General features: G+C 38.5%; 20 protein-coding genes and 2 rRNA genes. 11 read left to right on the forward strand and 11 right to left on the reverse strand.

The genetic code is table 11. The features are described 5' to 3' along the window. Positions 1–37: 37 nt before the first annotated feature. Both ILA26_RS00830 and ILA26_RS00835 read right to left on the reverse strand, forming a co-directional pair. Positions 38–298 (reverse strand): transcriptional regulator, encoded by a 261-nt coding sequence (locus tag ILA26_RS00830; protein ID WP_292892995.1) that lies wholly within the window; start codon positions 296–298, stop codon positions 38–40. Positions 299–663: 365 nt separating this feature from the next. Further along, on the reverse strand, positions 664–2,142 hold the full coding sequence (locus ILA26_RS00835) for a hypothetical protein (RefSeq protein WP_292892997.1): 1,479 nt from the start codon (positions 2,140–2,142) through the stop codon (positions 664–666). Between the two features lie 348 nt (positions 2,143–2,490). Here ILA26_RS00835 and ILA26_RS00840 point away from each other — a divergent pair, with 348 nt between their 5' ends. Next, positions 2,491–2,694 carry a hypothetical protein gene (locus ILA26_RS00840; protein WP_292892999.1) on the forward strand — a complete coding sequence of 68 codons (204 nt, stop codon included), beginning with the start codon at positions 2,491–2,493 and terminating at the stop codon, positions 2,692–2,694. Positions 2,695–2,805: 111 nt separating this feature from the next. After that, the gene (locus ILA26_RS00845; protein ID WP_292893001.1) at positions 2,806–4,644 is read left to right on the forward strand and encodes a YhgE/Pip domain-containing protein; all 1,839 of its coding nucleotides are present in this window, start codon (positions 2,806–2,808) and stop codon (positions 4,642–4,644) included. Between the two features lie 83 nt (positions 4,645–4,727). On the opposite strand, the gene ILA26_RS00850 is transcribed toward ILA26_RS00845, so the two are convergent. From ILA26_RS00850 to ILA26_RS00865, 4 genes are read right to left on the reverse strand one after another with little or no spacing between them, the layout of a single operon-like run. Next, positions 4,728–5,495, reverse strand: a complete 768-nt coding sequence (locus ILA26_RS00850) for a hypothetical protein (protein ID WP_292893003.1) — start codon at positions 5,493–5,495, stop codon at positions 4,728–4,730. Between the two features lie 14 nt (positions 5,496–5,509). Further along, a complete protein-coding gene (locus tag ILA26_RS00855; RefSeq protein ID WP_292893005.1) occupies positions 5,510–6,196 on the reverse strand; it encodes a zinc-ribbon domain-containing protein in 687 nt (228 codons plus the stop codon). Positions 6,197–6,205: 9 nt separating this feature from the next. Continuing rightward, a complete protein-coding gene (locus tag ILA26_RS00860; RefSeq protein ID WP_292893007.1) occupies positions 6,206–6,643 on the reverse strand; it encodes a zinc ribbon domain-containing protein in 438 nt (145 codons plus the stop codon). Positions 6,644–6,651: 8 nt separating this feature from the next. Next, positions 6,652–7,128 carry a zinc-ribbon domain-containing protein gene (locus ILA26_RS00865; RefSeq protein ID WP_292893009.1) on the reverse strand — a complete coding sequence of 159 codons (477 nt, stop codon included), beginning with the start codon at positions 7,126–7,128 and terminating at the stop codon, positions 6,652–6,654. Positions 7,129–7,233: 105 nt separating this feature from the next. On the opposite strand from ILA26_RS00865, the gene ILA26_RS00870 reads away from it, so the two are divergent. Then, complete coding sequence (locus tag ILA26_RS00870; RefSeq protein WP_292893011.1) at positions 7,234–7,530, forward strand: MarR family transcriptional regulator; 297 nt, start codon at positions 7,234–7,236, stop codon at positions 7,528–7,530. On the opposite strand, the gene ILA26_RS00875 is transcribed toward ILA26_RS00870, so the two are convergent. Further along, positions 7,527–8,360 carry a tetratricopeptide repeat protein gene (locus ILA26_RS00875; protein ID WP_292893013.1) on the reverse strand — a complete coding sequence of 278 codons (834 nt, stop codon included), beginning with the start codon at positions 8,358–8,360 and terminating at the stop codon, positions 7,527–7,529. The genes ILA26_RS00870 and ILA26_RS00875 overlap by 4 nt on opposite strands. A 138-nt stretch (positions 8,361–8,498) precedes the next feature. Between ILA26_RS00875 and ILA26_RS00880 the strand changes: the two genes are divergently transcribed. The 8 genes from ILA26_RS00880 to ILA26_RS00915 all read left to right on the forward strand — a co-directional run bounded on the left by ILA26_RS00880 (position 8,499) and on the right by ILA26_RS00915 (position 14,706). Continuing rightward, positions 8,499–9,038, forward strand: a complete 540-nt coding sequence (locus ILA26_RS00880; protein WP_292893015.1) for a glutathione peroxidase — start codon at positions 8,499–8,501, stop codon at positions 9,036–9,038. A 74-nt stretch (positions 9,039–9,112) separates the two neighbouring features. Continuing rightward, on the forward strand, positions 9,113–10,024 hold the full coding sequence (trxB, locus tag ILA26_RS00885) for a thioredoxin-disulfide reductase (RefSeq protein WP_292893017.1): 912 nt from the start codon (positions 9,113–9,115) through the stop codon (positions 10,022–10,024). Between the two features lie 189 nt (positions 10,025–10,213). Further along, the gene (locus ILA26_RS00890; protein WP_292893019.1) at positions 10,214–10,720 is read left to right on the forward strand and encodes a hypothetical protein; all 507 of its coding nucleotides are present in this window, start codon (positions 10,214–10,216) and stop codon (positions 10,718–10,720) included. Between the two features lie 59 nt (positions 10,721–10,779). Then, positions 10,780–11,337, forward strand: a complete 558-nt coding sequence (locus tag ILA26_RS00895; RefSeq protein ID WP_292893021.1) for a GMP synthase subunit A — start codon at positions 10,780–10,782, stop codon at positions 11,335–11,337. 10 nt (positions 11,338–11,347) lie between these two features. After that, positions 11,348–11,608 carry a hypothetical protein gene (locus ILA26_RS00900; RefSeq protein WP_292893023.1) on the forward strand — a complete coding sequence of 87 codons (261 nt, stop codon included), beginning with the start codon at positions 11,348–11,350 and terminating at the stop codon, positions 11,606–11,608. Between the two features lies 1 nt (position 11,609). Continuing rightward, positions 11,610–12,536 (forward strand): glutamine-hydrolyzing GMP synthase, encoded by a 927-nt coding sequence (guaA, locus tag ILA26_RS00905; RefSeq protein ID WP_292893025.1) that lies wholly within the window; start codon positions 11,610–11,612, stop codon positions 12,534–12,536. 48 nt (positions 12,537–12,584) lie between these two features. Next, the gene (locus ILA26_RS00910; protein WP_292893027.1) at positions 12,585–13,766 is read left to right on the forward strand and encodes a hypothetical protein; all 1,182 of its coding nucleotides are present in this window, start codon (positions 12,585–12,587) and stop codon (positions 13,764–13,766) included. Beyond that, positions 13,759–14,706, forward strand: a complete 948-nt coding sequence (locus ILA26_RS00915; RefSeq protein ID WP_292893029.1) for a DegT/DnrJ/EryC1/StrS family aminotransferase — start codon at positions 13,759–13,761, stop codon at positions 14,704–14,706. The genes ILA26_RS00910 and ILA26_RS00915 overlap by 8 nt, the downstream gene beginning before the upstream one ends. On the opposite strand, the gene cgi121 is transcribed toward ILA26_RS00915, so the two are convergent. From cgi121 to ILA26_RS00935, 4 genes are all read right to left on the reverse strand, one after another. Next, complete coding sequence (gene cgi121, locus ILA26_RS00920) at positions 14,690–15,175, reverse strand: KEOPS complex subunit Cgi121 (protein ID WP_366514866.1); 486 nt, start codon at positions 15,173–15,175, stop codon at positions 14,690–14,692. The genes ILA26_RS00915 and cgi121 overlap by 17 nt on opposite strands. A 6-nt stretch (positions 15,176–15,181) precedes the next feature. Beyond that, positions 15,182–16,651 carry a (R)-citramalate synthase gene (locus tag ILA26_RS00925; RefSeq protein ID WP_292893033.1) on the reverse strand — a complete coding sequence of 490 codons (1,470 nt, stop codon included), beginning with the start codon at positions 16,649–16,651 and terminating at the stop codon, positions 15,182–15,184. A gap of 86 nt (positions 16,652–16,737) precedes the next feature. Then, positions 16,738–16,855 (reverse strand): 5S ribosomal RNA (rrf, locus tag ILA26_RS00930). A 140-nt stretch (positions 16,856–16,995) separates the two neighbouring features. Beyond that, a 23S ribosomal RNA gene (locus tag ILA26_RS00935) occupies positions 16,996–17,103 on the reverse strand; the annotation flags it as partial.

Consider the following 17,103-nt stretch of genomic DNA (forward strand, 5'->3'; position numbering starts at 1 on the left):
GAAAATAATTCAGAAAAAAATAGAATGGAGGAAATGATTATTTTATGTTCTCAGCTATTTCCTCTCCCAAGTCAGTCAACCTATATAATCTTCCTTTTTTCACATCCTCATTGATGCATTCTGCCATTCCTTCTTCTTTAAGTTCCCTTAACACCTTGGAAACATGATTGGTCCTGATACCTGAGTCTGTGGATATCTGTGTAGGGGTTTTAACATCGTTTTGAAGTGCCTTGACCGTTTTGGTCCTGTATGAAGATACAATTACAAAGGCGTATTTTCTAAGAGTCTCATCATCCATCTAAAATCATCTCATTTATATTATAACTAATGTGACCTCCAATCCTTTCAAAGATCACGATTCCCATTTAATTCAACTCCCTGCAACATGCAAAGAATCCTGAAATACTCATTAAAACCCAATTACTAACTAGATGAATGAAATTAATATGACAGTAAAAAGTCACAAAAATATCATTATCAACCTTTCGCAACTATTATTAATTTAAAATTACTATTTAAATTTTGCTACACTAAATGGACAACTTGAATTTAGGGAAAATAAGCTTATATAAATGAAATGTTGAGAAATGCACCAATGAATGAGTGCCTAAAATATGTATGAAATAATAAAATAAAAAAAAAGATAAGTAAATGCCAAGGCAGTTACTTTTTGACTTTAGCTGTCCTTTTGACAGTCAATTTTGAATATTTTGCTTGATATTTAACCTTTTTGCCCACTTTAAGCTTTTTGAGAACTGACTTTTTGATTGTAAGTTTTGCAATTCCTTTCTTGTTGGTTTTCACCTTGTAGGTTTTGCCGTTGAACTTGAAAGTAATCTTTTTGCCCTTAATGAGGGTTTTGCCTTTTGTGAGCTTTGCAGTCAACACTAATTTTTTAGCGGATTTCTTAACCTTGACCTTCTTGAGTGTCAACTTAAGGTAGTTGAACACACATTTTGAATATGTTCCACCGTAGATGTCCCTTCCAGTTGGAGCCTTGTTTGCTGTGAAAGTGGATGAGTACACCTTAGCACAATGTGTCTTGTCGCTTGAGGATGTCCTGAATGCATAGATTGCTCCACCCTTGCTTGCGCTGTTCTTGGTGAATGTTGATGACTTGATTGAGTTTGTGTAATATTTCACCTCAGAAACCCATTTACTGCCTTCATAGTGGCCTGTTGACTCATGGCATTTGAAGTAGACTGCACCACCATACATTGAAGCCTTGTTGGATGTGAATTTTGAATTTGATATATATAAATCTTTATTACCAAATACAGCTCCTCCCTTTTCACCTGCAACGTTTGAAGTGAATGTAGATGACTTTATGTCAATATTGCCGAATGCATAGATTGCACCCCCACCACGGCCGTTTGCCTTGTTGGATGTGAAGACACAGTTGCTTACGGATTCCCTTGCAAATACCAGAGCAAAATTGTTTCTTATGCTGTCAATGAAGTTCATGTTTCCTTCTTCAAGATCTGTCTTGAATATTTCCACCATGCGGTCGACAGTACCCCTTATTGAAAGGGTGAATATTGCCCCTCCGTCACCGTCTGCAACGTTTTTGGTGAACTTTGAGTTCTTGTATTCAACATATCCAATGGAGTTGATTGCCCCTCCGCAGTACTTGGCGTAGTTGTTTGTGAATTGGCAATTGTTTAGGGTAAGATTCCCATAGTTGAATATTGCTCCACCGTAAAGGTCGGTGTGACCGTTTATGAACTTGATATTGTTCAATGTGACCTGATTTCTAAATATTGTACCTAATTTGATAAGAAGAATCCTTGATTGGGATGCTCCATCAAGAACATGGCCGTTACCGTTGATTGTAATGTCCTTGTCAATCACGATTCCCCTTTTGGAGAATCCTTCATCATACTTGTAGTCCTTATCCAGAGTTATTGTCGCCCCGTCTTCTGATTCATCAATTTTCTTTTGAAGTGCGGTGAATGTTCCGTCATCCTCATCTGCAAGCAGTTCCTCCTGTGAAGATTCGATGATATCACCGTTTTCCTGTTCGAGCACCTGCACATCATCACTTGAAACGACAGTCTCATTGACATCGCTTGCGCTGACACAAGCGACAGCAAAGATAAGCATGATGATGCAAATGCCTAAAAAAGTCTTTTTATATCTCATAATAAAACCTACTTTAAAATCATTATCTAATTAAGAAAATCATTCAATATATAGATTTCTCTAAAATGACACATATCTCTTTCAAAAACTTGTTTGATTTGAATTTTCGCTAGTAGTTGAGTCACAAATTTTTTCGCCCTATTTTTTCTTTATTTTTAATTTAAAGTAATAAATTTAATATTTTTAAACAAATCGCTAAGAAATCAGAAGAAGATTTCAATTGGAACTGATTTAAAACATGAATATCGTGAAGCTATAGATAAATTATAAAGGTAAAACATCATTTCTGCAACTCACATCAAACAAATGATAAACAGAAGATTTAAAGATTATTTTGACAAAAATAAATTGAATGAAGAAGAATATGATGAATTAATCAATTTAAAACAAGATATTTTTAAAGCATTGGATGCAAAAGACTTGAATGAAGCAAATTCCACGAACAAAAAAATTGAAAAAATCATCCAAAAAGTATTACTAACACATTTGATGCTGAAATTAACTCATTGGAACATAAAAAATGAAAAAGAAAAAAAACAGACAAGTTTTTGAAAGAGTCGGCACAACATTTAACAAAACTATTAATAGTAAGTAATATTAAAAATACAAATGAATTAACATTTTGTAAAATAAATGTGATTTAATAACAGAAAGAGGAATCAAATGGGAAAAAGAAACGTGGGAAATGTCATTGAAATTATCAAGAATGACTTCAGGGCAGCTCGTTCCAACCCTATCGTGACAATAGTTCTGATAGGACTGATTATTTTGCCTTCCCTTTATGCGCTCTTGAACATCCAGGCTTGCTGGGACCCTTACGGAAACACCGGTGAGGTGGAATTTGCAATTGCAAATCTTGACAAGGGTGCAACATTCGAGGGCGAAAAAATCAATGTTGGAAATGAACTTGTTAAGGACTTGAAGGAAAACGATAAGTTCAAATGGACATTCGTTACAGAAGATGAACTCCGTGACGGAGTGTATAAAGGTGACTATTACGCCGGGATTGTGATACCCAAAAACCTGAGTAAGAACATATTATCAATTACCGGCGACAATCCGAAACAGGCAAAACTCGAATATATCGTGAACATGAAGGCAAACCCTGTCGGTGCAAAACTGACCGATTCAGGTTCAAATGCTGTTTATAATGCATTAAATGCTAAAATAATTGAGATAATCAACCTTGCTGCATACGGCAAGCTTGGTGAATTGCAGGAAGGACTTGCTTCCGGTGCAAGCCAACTTGCAAGCGGAGGAAGCCAACTCGCAGCAGGAGCGGCACAGGTATCTTCCGGAGCAGACCAGGTGTCCTCTGGAGCAGACCAAGTCAAGGACGGTTCAAGTGCAGTCAAGGACGGTGCAAGCAAAGTCCAAAGTGGTGCCTCAGATGTGAATTCAGGTGCAGATGCCGTCAAGAAAGGTTCAAGTGCCGTTAAGGACGGTGCAAGCCAAGTTGAACAAGGGTCTGAAGAGCTTCAGTCTGCAGTCGACCCTTCAATGATTCCAGAAGGTCCAGTGAAAGAGTATGTGGACGGCAACGTCAAACTTGCAAACGGTAGTGGAGAAGTTGCAAATGGAGCAAGCAAACTCGCTGACGGTTCAGTGGCATTGGCGGAAGGTTCTTCAAAATTGGCTAACGGTTCCAGCCAAGTTGCAGGAGGGGCAAGCCAACTTGCTGACGGTTCCGTGCAATTGGCAGAAGGTTCATTGGCTCTTGCAGCAGGTTCCCAATTGCTATCCAATGCAGCAACACAGGCATTGTTCACAGCAGCAGGGTCCCTTGGAGCATCAGCTGACCAGCTTTCAGCAATTACAGGAATCAATGAAACAATGCTCGGAGACTATTTCTACGCTCCAGTTAAACTGGATAGGCATGAACTGTTTGAAGTGCCAGATTACGGATCACAGGTTGCTCCGTTCTATCTCGTATTGTCCATGTGGGTGGGCGCTTTAATCACCTGTGCAATGCTAAGGCCAGGAACCAGTACCGGAACCAAATACTCTCCTCTTGAAATGTATTTGGGTAAATCCGTGCTGTTCGTGATAATGAGCCTCCTGCAATGTTGCGTTACAATAATAGGAGCACATATCCTGGGCATATACATTGACAATGAGATAATGTTCATACTGTCAGCCCTAATCGTATCAGGAGTATTCATGATACTGGTATACTCAATCGTTTCCGCGTTGGGAGATGTCGGAAAGGCGATTGCAGTTGTTCTTTTGGTGTTCCAAATATCAGGTACCGGAGGAATATATCCTGTAGAGATTATGGACACCATATTCAACGTATTGCATCCGTACCTTCCTATGACCTATGCAATCACATTGATACGTGAAGCACAATTGGGCTTAATCTGGTCAAATTACCTACCTGCACTGACAATCCTATTAGGTATAGGTCTTTCAAGTGTGGTATTATTGGTAATCATTAAGGAAAAAGCGGACAAGGCAACCCACTACTTCGAAAACAAGTTGGAGGAAAGTGGATTGTTCTAGAAGTTGATTTTCAACTTCTTTTCTTATTTTTTATAAAAAAGTAGAGATAGTGTTTAATTAAAAACACTAAAATTAATATTTTCTTATTTTAGGATACCTTCAATGATGCTTTCATCATCGGCAAATATTGAAACAAGGTTATCATCAACACCATATGTGAATCCACATTGTCCTGACTGATTTGATAAAACACCATCAATTCCATTGATTTGCTTGTTCTCGTCCCCATCTGCTTTTGCAATATCATCAACAGATGCCTCATGACCTATATTTTTAATTGAAATTATTATTTGGGATTCATTGCTTGTAAAAATATGGTCACTGTTTGCAGAACCGGTTGGCATTTGAGCATATCCTTTAGGAATTGTGAAGTTAATGTCATCGATTATAACAACTGTATCCTCTTCAAATGGAGTTGCATTGTTGACTTCATCATCCTCATCGTCTAAATCATTTGCACCAAATTCGGCACTGCCAGCAATCGCTTTTGCCTCTTCCAGATCCCTATCTGAAATCAAGTAATACTCATTGTCAGAATGGGTGAGGACAACATATTTGTTCCCATTTTGATAAATGGTTAAATTCCCGTCAGTTCCAGCATCCTCATACTGTTGTGAATCAATATATTCATCTATGGTGCCCTGAAGGTCATCATCAGTGAAATGATGAATGCTGACGCTTCCACCATAGTATCCCTGTCCAAATGGAACCTGGTCACGAATCCAGGACTCATCAGGAACATCCAATTTAAAGTCTCCAAAATCATGTTCCTGCAAGTCAGCTGCACTGACAGCACTTACAAGAATTCCAAATGCCGCTAAGAGCATCAATATTCCTAATATTCTTTTCATTTTACCACCATAACTCATAAATCAGCCAAACATTTGGCCTTGATTTCATCAAATTCCTCTTGTGTAATCACACCCATGTCAAGAAGTTCCTTTGCTTCCTTAAGCTTTGCCATGGGACTCACTTCATTTTGAACGACCTGTGTCGGTTGAGTTTTGGCATTGTTGATTGATAAGATCTTATCGTTTACGAATTCATAGATTTTTTCTGCCTCTTCCTGATATTTGGGAAGATAGGTTATCAGATTTTCATTTTGACTGAATGCACTTGCTGCCATTCCAGGAAGCTCGAACTCGATAGTACCGTTCACAATTTCTGTAGCATCCCTTTTTTGGATACTGTTAATCTGATGATAGTATACCTTTTTAACTCCACCAAAACCGCTCATGTATTTTTTCACGGCACCTCCACTGAAATTAAACTCAATGTAATCGTCATATATCGCCAAGGTTCCCTGCAAACCATTCATGAAATACAGGCATCCTTCTGGTCTTTCAATTTCCTTATATTCTCCATGAGCATAGTTATCCATTGTCTTTTTAATGCTCAATCCACTTTTTTTAAGATCGCTGAAAAATCCTCCAGATGAGGACTTGCTTTGAGTGTTTTGTGCAGATGCGGAGTCACCCATCTGATTTCCACAGCTGGCACAGAATTTTGCATCATCATCTACTTGATTTCCACAATTCGGACAAAAAGCCATCATATCACCTCAATAATACCAAAATACATAGTACACCTCTTCCTGCGGTGCAAAAATCATTCCAATTATAATCGCTATCAACAGGAATATTATCGGCAACACAATCAATAAGATTCCATGCAGATAAAGATTGCCATTTGGATTGTGAATCAATTCATGTATCACACCACTGGGATTGCTTGCCAATGAATCAAGCGCTGTAGTGACGCTATTATTTCCAGAATCTGCCTCAGGTCTTTTGATAATGTAAATTGCAATTGCAATTGCAATTATTGCACATATTATTCCTCCACCTATTAAAGTTAAAATTGTAAAGATATAACCTATGATAATTGGTATCTTATAGTCTTTACCGCTTTTAACAACATTTCCTCTTTTTGCACCGCATTCGGAGCAAAATTCATCATTTTCCTTAATTTCCTTTCCGCAATTTTCACAAAAAGCCATATTTTCACCTATAAATTATTAAAATCAATTGTATCCTCTACAGCGATACCCCTATTAATCTTCTCGGCGGAATTGTATGCGTCATATATTGCATATCCCCACACAATCAGCCAGGTTATCCATCCAATCAGAACCAACATCAGTATTCCTGAAAAGATTGCCACAACAAACAGCATTATTCCCTTCTTGGTGAGCCCCAGATAAATCTGGCCGAGACCGACTATCAGGAATGACAGTATTGCCGCAAGAACAGGGCTCTTATCTGCATTACCAACTGCAGAAGCATCAGACACCTGCGGCACACCATCTGTTGATGTCCCGCATTCAGGACAAAACCTTGTGTTTTTATCCATTTCAAACCCACAGTTCACACAGAATTTAGTTCCGCTGACGTTTGCATCTTCCGGAACTATTTCAGACCCGCAATTCTTGCAGAATTTCGCACCGTCTTCTACTTCACTGCCACACTTTTGACATGAAACCATAATTCACCTCATGTTTTTAAATTGTTTGTTCTTATTAGAACAATACTTAATTAGTATTAAATTGTTACTATTGTAATATTTACCCTGAACTAATATAAATATATTATGAATCAGAAAGAGCGAGAGTACCAGGAATACATAAAATCATTATCCTATGTCAAAAGAAGCAAAAACAGGATAGCAGTTGTAAAAAGTCTTGGTGAAACCTTAAAGATTCCCTCAGACATTGCAAATGAAATGAACTTGCGCATAAATCAAATAAGCGCAATATTATCTGATTTAAAAAAAGAAGAAATTTGCGAATGCATAAACGAGGAGGACAAGGTCGGAAGACTCTATCAGCTCACCCCAAAGGGAGTTAAAGTGTATAAATTTCTTTTGGATATGGAAAAGTACAGCTAGATATCATCGTCAAAATTAATTATGGTCACACCATCCGAATAGAGTGACCTGCTTTCAGACTTTTTATTTTTATATTCATGTTTCACACGAGCACCGCACCTGATGCAGAAATTGTCAGTTATTGGAACCAGATTGCCACATTTAGGACATGTTGTTCCGTCTTCATTGTCAAGATACTTAAGCAGACCGTCGCGCTTTTGCATGTATTCACTTCTTAACTTTTCATCGTTCTTGACGGCTTCCAGCGCATGCTTATAGCATTCGAACGCCTTGCCATAATCACCATTCCTAATGAAGATCTGCGCCCTCAAATCCCATGCCTGGTCTAGGCATCTCTTGTCATCGATTCCGTCAAATATTTTAAATGCCTCACCAAGATTTAAGCAAGACCCATCAATGTCTCCCAACAGAAACAACCTATATGCATTGCTGACCAGTGTGGCGGCCTTGTTGTGCTTGATTACATCATCGGAATTCAATTCCAATGCCTTATCGTAGCATGGGATTGCTTCCTCGTAATTTCCCAAATGGTCCAATATGTTTCCCTTAATATTCCAGTTGTTGGCATTTGTTGATACATTTTCAATTGCAACATTGATGAGTGTCAGGGCCTCGGAGTATCTGCCCGCATCATAGAGCCTTTCTGCCTCATTGCGCAAGGTTCTTGAAGTGTTATCCTTTCGGTTCCTTTCAATCTCTTCTGGGGAAGCACCATAATCCTTTTCTTCACGTTTTTTAGGTCCGTAACCCATGTAGGGAACTTCAGGAGATCCCACATCATTGCCGAATCCAATCGGGTCACCAACATGCCATTCGCCATATTCATCCATGCAAACACCTATACATATTTCATTTCAAACTATTTTAAATACATAGCGAATTTCAGGTACATTTATATATTGAATATAACAATATCAATATTAAGTCTTAACCTAGTTAAGCCTTTAAAACAAAACGAGGTTTAAACAATGTCAATCTATGATTTTGAAGTAAAGGATGGCGAAGGAAACATTGTTTCATTAAGCCAATACAAGGACAAGGTATTGTTGATTATAAACTCCGCAACCAAATGCGGCTTCACACCACAATACACAGAACTTAACGAGATTTACGCTGAATTCAACGAAGAAGGATTTGAAATATTGGACTTCCCATGCAACCAGTTCGGAGGCCAGGCTCCGGGATCCACTGAGGAAATCACCGAAGTCTGCCGCAGCAAATGGTTGGTGCCATACACAATCTTCGACAAAATAGACGTTAACGGAGAAAACGCAGACCCACTGTTCGAATACCTTAAAAACGAACAGCCTTTCACAGACCTCAAGGGAAAAGGCGCAACCGCATTGAAATTGATGTTGAAAGCAAAAGACAGACACTACAAGGACAGCAACGACATCAAGTGGAACTTCACCAAGTTCCTTGTTGACCGTGAAGGAAACGTTGTTCGCAGATTCGAGCCTACCGAAGACTTGGGCGACGTTAAAGCAGCAATTAAGGATTTACTCTAAATCCTTAAATTTTTTTTATTTACCCACTATTTTTTTAAACCATCGAAACCTAATAATTAATTGAGGTTATGAAAATGGATAAATATGACATTATCATCATTGGCGCAGGGCCGGGAGGCCTTACCGCAGGAATCTATGCAGGCCGTCAGGGAACAAAAAATTTAATCATCGACCGTGACCTTGCCGGAGGAATCGGCCGTGAAGTGCCTGAAATGGAAAACTATCCTGGATTCGACAACATTTCAGGTCTTGAACTGATCGAGAAGATGAAGGCTCAGGCAACCAAGAACACCGAGCTTCACGAAATGGAAAACGTTACTGAAATCATTAAAAATGACGGAGAGTACAGGTTCACCGTGAAAACCGATAAGGACGAGTACCAGACAAAATCAATAATCCTTGCAACAGGAAGCTCCCACAGGCACCTTGAGGCAAAAGGTGAAGAGGAATTTTTAGGAAAAGGCGTGAGCTACTGCGCAACATGCGACGGATTCTTCTTCCAAGGCCGTGACATCGTGATGGTGGGAGGCGGAAACAGCGCACTTCAGGAAGCGCTATACCTCAACAATCTGGGCGCAAATGTTACATTGATTCACAGAAGGGACGAGTTCAGGGCACAAAAGCACCTGCAGGACCAAATAAAAGAGGCAGGAATAAGCACCATCATGAATGCAACCGTTGAAGAAATAAAAGGAGAAATGCTTGTCGAGTCAGTTACACTGAAAAATACAAAAACAGGAAAGTTATCCGAACTCCCAATAAACGGTGTTTTCATAAGCGTAGGATATGTTCCCCACACTGAACTTGCAAAACAGTTGAACGTAAAGCTAGATGACTCAGGACACATCATAATCGACAAGGACCAAAAGACCAACGTTGACTATGTATATGCCATAGGTGATGTTTGTGTCGGGCTAAAACAGTGGATTGTAGCATGTGGAGAAGGTGCAGTTGCTGCAACTTCCGCATTCCATGACATAAGTTAAACGTAACGTTCTTTCAAGAACATGTAAATGAAGAATGCTATTAGCAATACTACAATTACCGGCAATAACCACATAAATATTTTCAATAACAATACCGCTACAAAAATAGCAATTATAATAAATATTAAATCTTGAAGTTCCATGTAACATTGATTTATTCAATGTTATATATAAATTTTAAGTGATATCATGAACGGAAAGCAGAAGATTATTATTGGCATGATTTTATTTTTTGTTGCAGCGGGACTCCTTATAGGTTATGGGTTTTATGCCGAAACAACAAAAATCGTAGATTTTAATGAATTTACTGTTGAAACACCACAGATGTGCGAATTTGAAGACATAAGCTCCAGATATAACTCAACATTCATCAAGTCCTACAGATGCACAAGCATGGATTTGACAATCACTACTTTTGACAAGGAATATATCGAAAGCACATATCAACTAAATACCGGAAACCCGATTGACTTTGGAAAGTCAGCCGTGAAAAACATCCTAAGCTTCAACAACCCGAAAATAGAGAATTTATCCGAAAACGCTACACTATACATTGTCAACACCAGAGTCAACGGCCAAATCGACACGGATGTTGCAGGAATATACAATGATAATGATCACTTCATAATTGTTGAGGGAGGGGATGTTGAACTTATTGAACAAATCACAAAATCAATCAGAATCACCCCTCCTTAGATAAATATAATAAATAAAAAAATCAAAAATAATATCATTATATTTTAATGGAGCATAAAATGACAATATTAGTTATTAATAACAAAGGACAGTACAACCATAGAATTCAGAGAAGTTTGCAATACCTCAACATTCCTTCCGAATTGGTTTCAAACGACCTTTCAATAGAGGAAATTGAAGCTAAAAATCCAATCGGATTGATTTTAGGTGGAGGACCATCTCTAGAAGGTGCAGGCAACAGTGAAGAATACATCAAACACTTCGACATTCCAATACTTGGAATATGCCTAGGACACCAATTGATTGCAAAGGCATATGGTGGAGAGGTAACCACTTCTGAAACTGAAAGTTATGCTCAAGTTAAAATAAATATTGCTAATGATGAAAACTTATTTGAGGGACTTGCTCCTGAAATGGACGTTTGGTCTTCACACAAGGATGAAGTGAAAACAATCCCTGAAAACTTTGACATCTTAGCCAGCTCAAACTTATGTGATGTTGAATCATTTAAACATAAAGATAAGGATGTATATGGAATCCAATTCCACCCTGAAGTGCATCACACTCCAAAAGGAGAAGAGATCTTTAAAAATTTCTATAAAATCTGTCAAAAATAGGTGTAATTATATGATTGATAATGCTGATGACTTAAGAGATAAAGCTAACGAGTTCAAAATTGGCTTGAAAAAACAATACGTCAATATTCCAATCGGTGATGAAGAATACGGATTCAGAATATCAGGTATTGGTGCAAAATCTGTTAAACTAGAAAAATATGTTAAATTTGATGATATCTTTGAAGCTATTGAATCAGGTAATGACAACGGCTTGGAAGCTATGATTAAACAAATCATTGAAGATTACGAAGAAGAAGAGGAAGAGGAATAAAATGTTAAGTCCTAAAGAATTTATTGAAGATGCAATCCAAAAGATTAAAGACCAAATCGGTGATGAAAAAGCAATTATCGCACTCTCAGGCGGAGTGGACAGTTCAGTATGTTCCGTTCTTGTACAGCAAGCAATCGGAGACAACCTAACTGCAATCTTTGTTGACCACGGTCTTTTAAGAGAAGGGGAAGTGGAACAAGTAACCAACACTTTCAAAGACAGGTTAAACTTCAAGTTTGTAGACGCTTCCGATGAGTTCATGGATGCTCTTGAAGGTGTGGAAGACCCTGAAGAAAAACGTAAAATCATTGGAAAAATATTCATTGACGTGTTTGAAAGGGAAGCTAAAAAGGCTGATGCAAAATACTTGGTTCAAGGAACCATCGCACCTGACTGGATTGAAACCAAAGGTGAAATCAAATCCCACCACAACTTAGCTCTTCCAAGCGGTATGGTTTTAGAGTTATGCGAACCTATCCGTGACTTATACAAGGATGAAGTAAGAGAAATCGGTGACGAGCTAGACTTACCTGCAACAACAGTTTACAGGCAACCGTTCCCAGGACCTGGTCTTGGAGTACGTGTTGTTGGTGCACTTACAAGAGAAAATGTTGAAATCTGCAGAAAAGCAAATAAAATTGTCTGTGATGAAATTGAAGCTGCTGGAATCGACAAGGAAGTATGGCAATATTTCGCAGTCTTAACCGACACCAAAGTTACAGGTGTTAAAGGAGACCAAAGGGACTTCGGTTACTTGGTCGTTGTCAGAGTTGTCAACTCCATCGACGCTATGACTGCATCAGTCGCTGAACTTCCATGGGAAGTCGTGCAAACAATTTCAAAAAGAATCACTTCTGAAATTTCAGAAGTCACACACGTTGCTTTATCAGTAAGTGATAAACCACCTGCAACTATCGAATTCTGTTAAAAATACTATTTTTTAGTATTTTTTCTTTTTACTTTTTTTAGATCAACCATGAAAACCACTAAAAATGCTTATCTTGCCAAACTGACAGAGCAGATTCAGATGAAGTCTGTCAAGGTTGGAAAAAATCTTGAGGGAACAACACCACCGTCAGTTTTCATTGGAAGATGGTCCTATCCTAAGGTCTATGCCGGACCGATGATGAGCTCACAGATGGGAGACACATCAATCATGGACTCTCCGGAATCATGGATCGGCGAGAACAAGACACAGGATGAGATTATCAACTATAGGATGAATCTTGTTCGTGGAAAGCAGTTGATAAAGATTGACGATTTGGAAAATCCTTTCGTTGAAAAGCTGCAGGACATCTCCCTTGCATCCAAGTCAATTGACAGCGAGGCAACATTCAAAAGAAGGCCCCAAGGATCATTGCTTACCGAAGACAGCATGCCCCATGGCCCAAGCGCCACAATCGAGAAATTTGACATAGATGCAGTCAGATGGGACAGGCAACTGGAGAAGACATTCTACGACACTGATTTAAAAGCGGTTGACGCAGTGGTCAATCTTCACAACAAGGACGTCCCTTTCACTGCAATGCAGAAGGCATTTTCAGTTGGTGCAATCGGAACCAAAAACAACCGTAAGCTTGTTCCGACACGTTGGTCAATTACAGCATGCGATTCCACACTTGCCGATGAGTTTCTAAAGGAAGTCAGAAAATATGATATTCTGGACACTTATCGCCTTTATGAATTCGGTGCATTGAATAACTATTACATAATCATTCTAACCCCAACCGAATGGCAATACGAATGGTATGAGGCATTCATTAAACTTATGAAAAATGAGGAACTGATATTTTCAGATTATGAAACAAACGGAGGCAAGAAGGAATATTCCATTGTTGGAGGATGCTACTACACCGCCAAGATGGCAGTTCTGGATTACCTTATGAAAATCAAAAGGCAATCAGGACTATTGATTTTAAGGGAAGCATATGACGGATATGTGCCACTGGGAGTGTTCAACGTTAGGGAAAACATCAAGGAGGCAATGTTAAGACCATACCTGGAGTTTGAAACATTATCTGATGCCCTTGAGTATAGTGGAAAGAAATTGAGAATACCTATCAGCAGATACGTCAAGCAAGGCACATTACTAAATGAGATGCTTCACACAAAACAGACCACATTAGATATGTACTTTAAAAGTGAGAACAATGTTTAAATTTAAGCGCCCAAGCCAGGAAACCCTCAACATAATGTCTGAGGTTGCAAAAGGAAACAGAAGCAAGAACTTTGAGGAAAGCTGCATTGGAAAAATTAAAGACCTGACCTCAAAAGAGCATGTCAAGATGACCTCCAGCGGCAACAACAGCATATTCATTGCCCTTGCAGCAGTTGAAGAAGACATCATTGTTCCCGATCAGGGAGGATGGCACGGATTTAAGCAAATCGCCAAGTTTCTCAACAAAAATCTGATTACCCTGAAAACAGATGAGGGACTCATAAACACCGATTATCTGGATGACATTGAAATAAAAAATGATTCGGCATTGATATTTACCAGTTTTGCAGGATACACCGCCGAGCAGGATATTGAAGGCATTGTCAAATATTGCAAAAGCAATGGAATCCTAACTATAGAGGACGCTTCAGCAGGCGTTGGAGACAAGGAAAGAAAACTGGGTCTCAACTCAGACATAATCCTTGCGTCAACAGGTTCTCCTAAAATGATCAATGTGGGAAGCGGAGGATTCATTGCCACAGACATGGAAGAGATTTTTAAAAACACATCCATGCCTCAAAAATTAAGCAAAACAAGTGAAATAATATGTAGTGGTATAGATAATGAAATTGATAATGTCAGTAAAAATCTAGAACTTTCATTAAATGCAACCGAGCATGTAAAAAAACATATCGAGACCACACTACATAAAGATAAAAGAGGCATTAATGTAATTATTCCGCATGATGATGCGAAGTCAATATGTTGGGATTTGAAAAAGACATTAACCACCGACAAAAGCGGAATTATAACAACCTGCCCAAACTATAATCGCGTAAAACAAAAGGCAATATGCATTGAAATAAAAAACCTTGACTACGATTGCCTTAAAAAAGAGAATTTGGATATTATAATTGAAGAGGTTAATAGTCAACTGTAAGTTTAGTAATCCTATCGATTATTATTTCCTCAAGAGACATGTTTTCAAGTTCGCCATCACTGATTTTATATATGTCCATCAATTTATCCTCATCAGCTTTTAAAACACTGTCGTTTCTTGTGAATAATTCGGATAACTCATCTTCATGGTCATCACAATTAATAAGAACGGCACAAAGGTTCATCTGACCCTCTTTTAGACCCAATAAATTAAATGCCTTTGAAATCTGCCTTTGTGCGGAACATCTCAAAACTATCTCCACACTGATATCCTTCGCCAGGTTTTCACCACGTTCAAAGGCAAGGAATGCCTGGTTTACACCATGGGTTATGTGATTCGGTGAAACTATTGAATCCGCATTGAGAAGCTGGATAATCTCGCCATCCTTCTTAATAGAATCAATTTGCTCAAGGGTGTCTCCAACAGAATCTATTTTGGAGGTGAACCCCATAATTTTAATGTTTTCCATATACATCTAATCCCTCAACAACCTGTTAACACCAGCGATATATGCCTTTACACTTGCATTGATAATGTCCGGTTCGGTACCTCTTGCGGAAACGACCTTGTCTCCTTTTTGAAGTTTGATGATTACATCAATAAAAGCATCAGTACCTCCAGTAATCGCATCTACGTGGTATTCAATTAAATCTATATCCTTGAATATGTCTAGGGATTTCAAAGCGTTGATTGCTGCATCCACTGGACCCAGACCCACACCGGCATTTAAAATCTCATCATCATCGAAAACGATTTTAACGGAAGCTGTAGGCATGACCTTATTGCCTGAAACGATTGTCAATTCATCAAGCTTGATACGGTCCTCATGGTTGATTTGCAAAACATTGTCCGCAATGACCTGAAGGTCCACATCTGTAACTGTCTTACCCTTATCGGCCAATTCCTTAATGTCGTCACAAATCTGTTGAAGCTGATCCTGGTTAACGTTAAGTCCAAACTCCTTGAGCCTGTTGTCAAGACCATGGGTTCCCATATGCTTTCCAATGACGAACTTTCTTTTACGGCCGACCAATTCAGGAGTCATCGGTTCATAAGTGGCGGAATTTTTAATGATGCCATCTGAATGAATTCCAGACTCATGTGCGAAGGCATTTTCACCAACAATTGCCTTGTTAGGCTGAATATAAACACCGGTTGACCTTGCAACCAATTTGGAAATATCATAAATCTCATTGATTTTAACATTGGTTGAAAATTGAGGCAACAACCTGTCAATGCTGACAACACATTCCTCAAAGGAAGTGTTTCCTGCCCTTTCACCTATACCATTGATTGTAGTGTGAATCTCACTTGCCCCACCCTTAAGTGCGGATAAAGTGTTGGCGACAGCAAGGCCAAAATCGTTATGGCAATGACAAGCCACAGGAACAGGCAAGTCGTTTAATTTGGAAAACAATTCGAAAGATGAATCCGGTGTAAGGATACCTACTGTATCACATACGCAAACCCTGTCCGCACCATGATCAATGGCATTCAGATATACGCTCTTCAGGAAATCAACATCACTTCTGGAAGCGTCTTCAGCAGACAGCTCAACAACTAGGCCGTGATCCTTACAATAGTCAACAGCATTATTTGATAATTCGATAAGTTTTTCAGGAGTAGTATTTAATTTGTCATGAATATGCAATTCTGAAGTTGGAACTACAAGGTTTACTCCATCAACATCACAATCTATACAATAATCAATGTCAATGGTTAAAGGTCTTGAAAAACTTAGAATTTCTGCTTTAAAATCTTGTGAAGTGATTTCCTTAATTGAATCCCTTTCACCTTCAGAGGTAATTGCGGAACCTGCTTCAATAAATTCCACACCAATTTCATCGAGTTTTGTAGCAATTCTTAGTTTTTCTAATGAGGTTAATGAAACTCCAGGAGTTTGCTCACCATCACGTAATGTAGTGTCTAAAACTTTGATATTCATGAAAAATCACCAAAAATAATGCAATAACACCATTAAGTAATATAAAAAACAGTCAAAAATAGTAAGTAAATGATTGTAATAGAAAAAGCTTGCAGCGAAATGAAATTCCCATAGAAAACCATAGTACACAAACAAAACACAAAAGGACTTCACTACTGGGATCGAAACGAGACCAGGTATAACCCCCATGCTATGACCGCAATACTTATCCATTACAAATGAGATTGAAAAATAAATTATAATAAATTGTGCAACTTTCACCCTTACTGTTAACACCTAACCAAATTATTACCAGACTATATATCAACTTGAATCAGTTCAATATATTAAGTCTACTAACAATTAAAATAATGCAAGCGAACAGTTGGAAGCAGCGGACTCAACAACTCGGAAAAAAAACCTCGAAGCTTACATCCCTACCCCATCAAACAAGTCTTCTACTCGCGTCCTAA

Origin of the sequence: Methanobrevibacter sp., from assembly GCF_017940815.1 — an archaeon.
Classification (GTDB): domain Archaea; phylum Methanobacteriota; class Methanobacteria; order Methanobacteriales; family Methanobacteriaceae; genus Methanocatella.

Coding starts and splice junctions, on each gene's coding strand:
- ILA26_RS00875 (WP_292893013.1), bottom strand. CDS start 8,360: ATGGATGAATATGGCGAATGGCATGTTGGTGACCCGATTGGATTCGGC.
- ILA26_RS00895 (WP_292893021.1), top strand. CDS start 10,780: ATGACAATATTAGTTATTAATAACAAAGGACAGTACAACCATAGAATT.
- ILA26_RS00870 (WP_292893011.1), top strand. CDS start 7,234: ATGAATCAGAAAGAGCGAGAGTACCAGGAATACATAAAATCATTATCC.
- ILA26_RS00855 (WP_292893005.1), bottom strand. CDS start 6,196: ATGGCTTTTTGTCCGAATTGTGGAAATCAAGTAGATGATGATGCAAAA.
- ILA26_RS00865 (WP_292893009.1), bottom strand. CDS start 7,128: ATGGTTTCATGTCAAAAGTGTGGCAGTGAAGTAGAAGACGGTGCGAAA.
- ILA26_RS00890 (WP_292893019.1), top strand. CDS start 10,214: ATGAACGGAAAGCAGAAGATTATTATTGGCATGATTTTATTTTTTGTT.
- ILA26_RS00850 (WP_292893003.1), bottom strand. CDS start 5,495: ATGAAAAGAATATTAGGAATATTGATGCTCTTAGCGGCATTTGGAATT.
- ILA26_RS00830 (WP_292892995.1), bottom strand. CDS start 298: ATGGATGATGAGACTCTTAGAAAATACGCCTTTGTAATTGTATCTTCA.
- ILA26_RS00910 (WP_292893027.1), top strand. CDS start 12,585: ATGAAAACCACTAAAAATGCTTATCTTGCCAAACTGACAGAGCAGATT.
- ILA26_RS00835 (WP_292892997.1), bottom strand. CDS start 2,142: ATGAGATATAAAAAGACTTTTTTAGGCATTTGCATCATCATGCTTATC.
- ILA26_RS00925 (WP_292893033.1), bottom strand. CDS start 16,651: ATGAATATCAAAGTTTTAGACACTACATTACGTGATGGTGAGCAAACT.
- ILA26_RS00880 (WP_292893015.1), top strand. CDS start 8,499: ATGTCAATCTATGATTTTGAAGTAAAGGATGGCGAAGGAAACATTGTT.
- guaA (WP_292893025.1), top strand. CDS start 11,610: ATGTTAAGTCCTAAAGAATTTATTGAAGATGCAATCCAAAAGATTAAA.
- ILA26_RS00845 (WP_292893001.1), top strand. CDS start 2,806: ATGGGAAAAAGAAACGTGGGAAATGTCATTGAAATTATCAAGAATGAC.
- ILA26_RS00915 (WP_292893029.1), top strand. CDS start 13,759: ATGTTTAAATTTAAGCGCCCAAGCCAGGAAACCCTCAACATAATGTCT.
- ILA26_RS00860 (WP_292893007.1), bottom strand. CDS start 6,643: ATGGCTTTTTGTGAAAATTGCGGAAAGGAAATTAAGGAAAATGATGAA.
- ILA26_RS00900 (WP_292893023.1), top strand. CDS start 11,348: ATGATTGATAATGCTGATGACTTAAGAGATAAAGCTAACGAGTTCAAA.
- trxB (WP_292893017.1), top strand. CDS start 9,113: ATGGATAAATATGACATTATCATCATTGGCGCAGGGCCGGGAGGCCTT.
- cgi121 (WP_366514866.1), bottom strand. CDS start 15,175: ATGGAAAACATTAAAATTATGGGGTTCACCTCCAAAATAGATTCTGTT.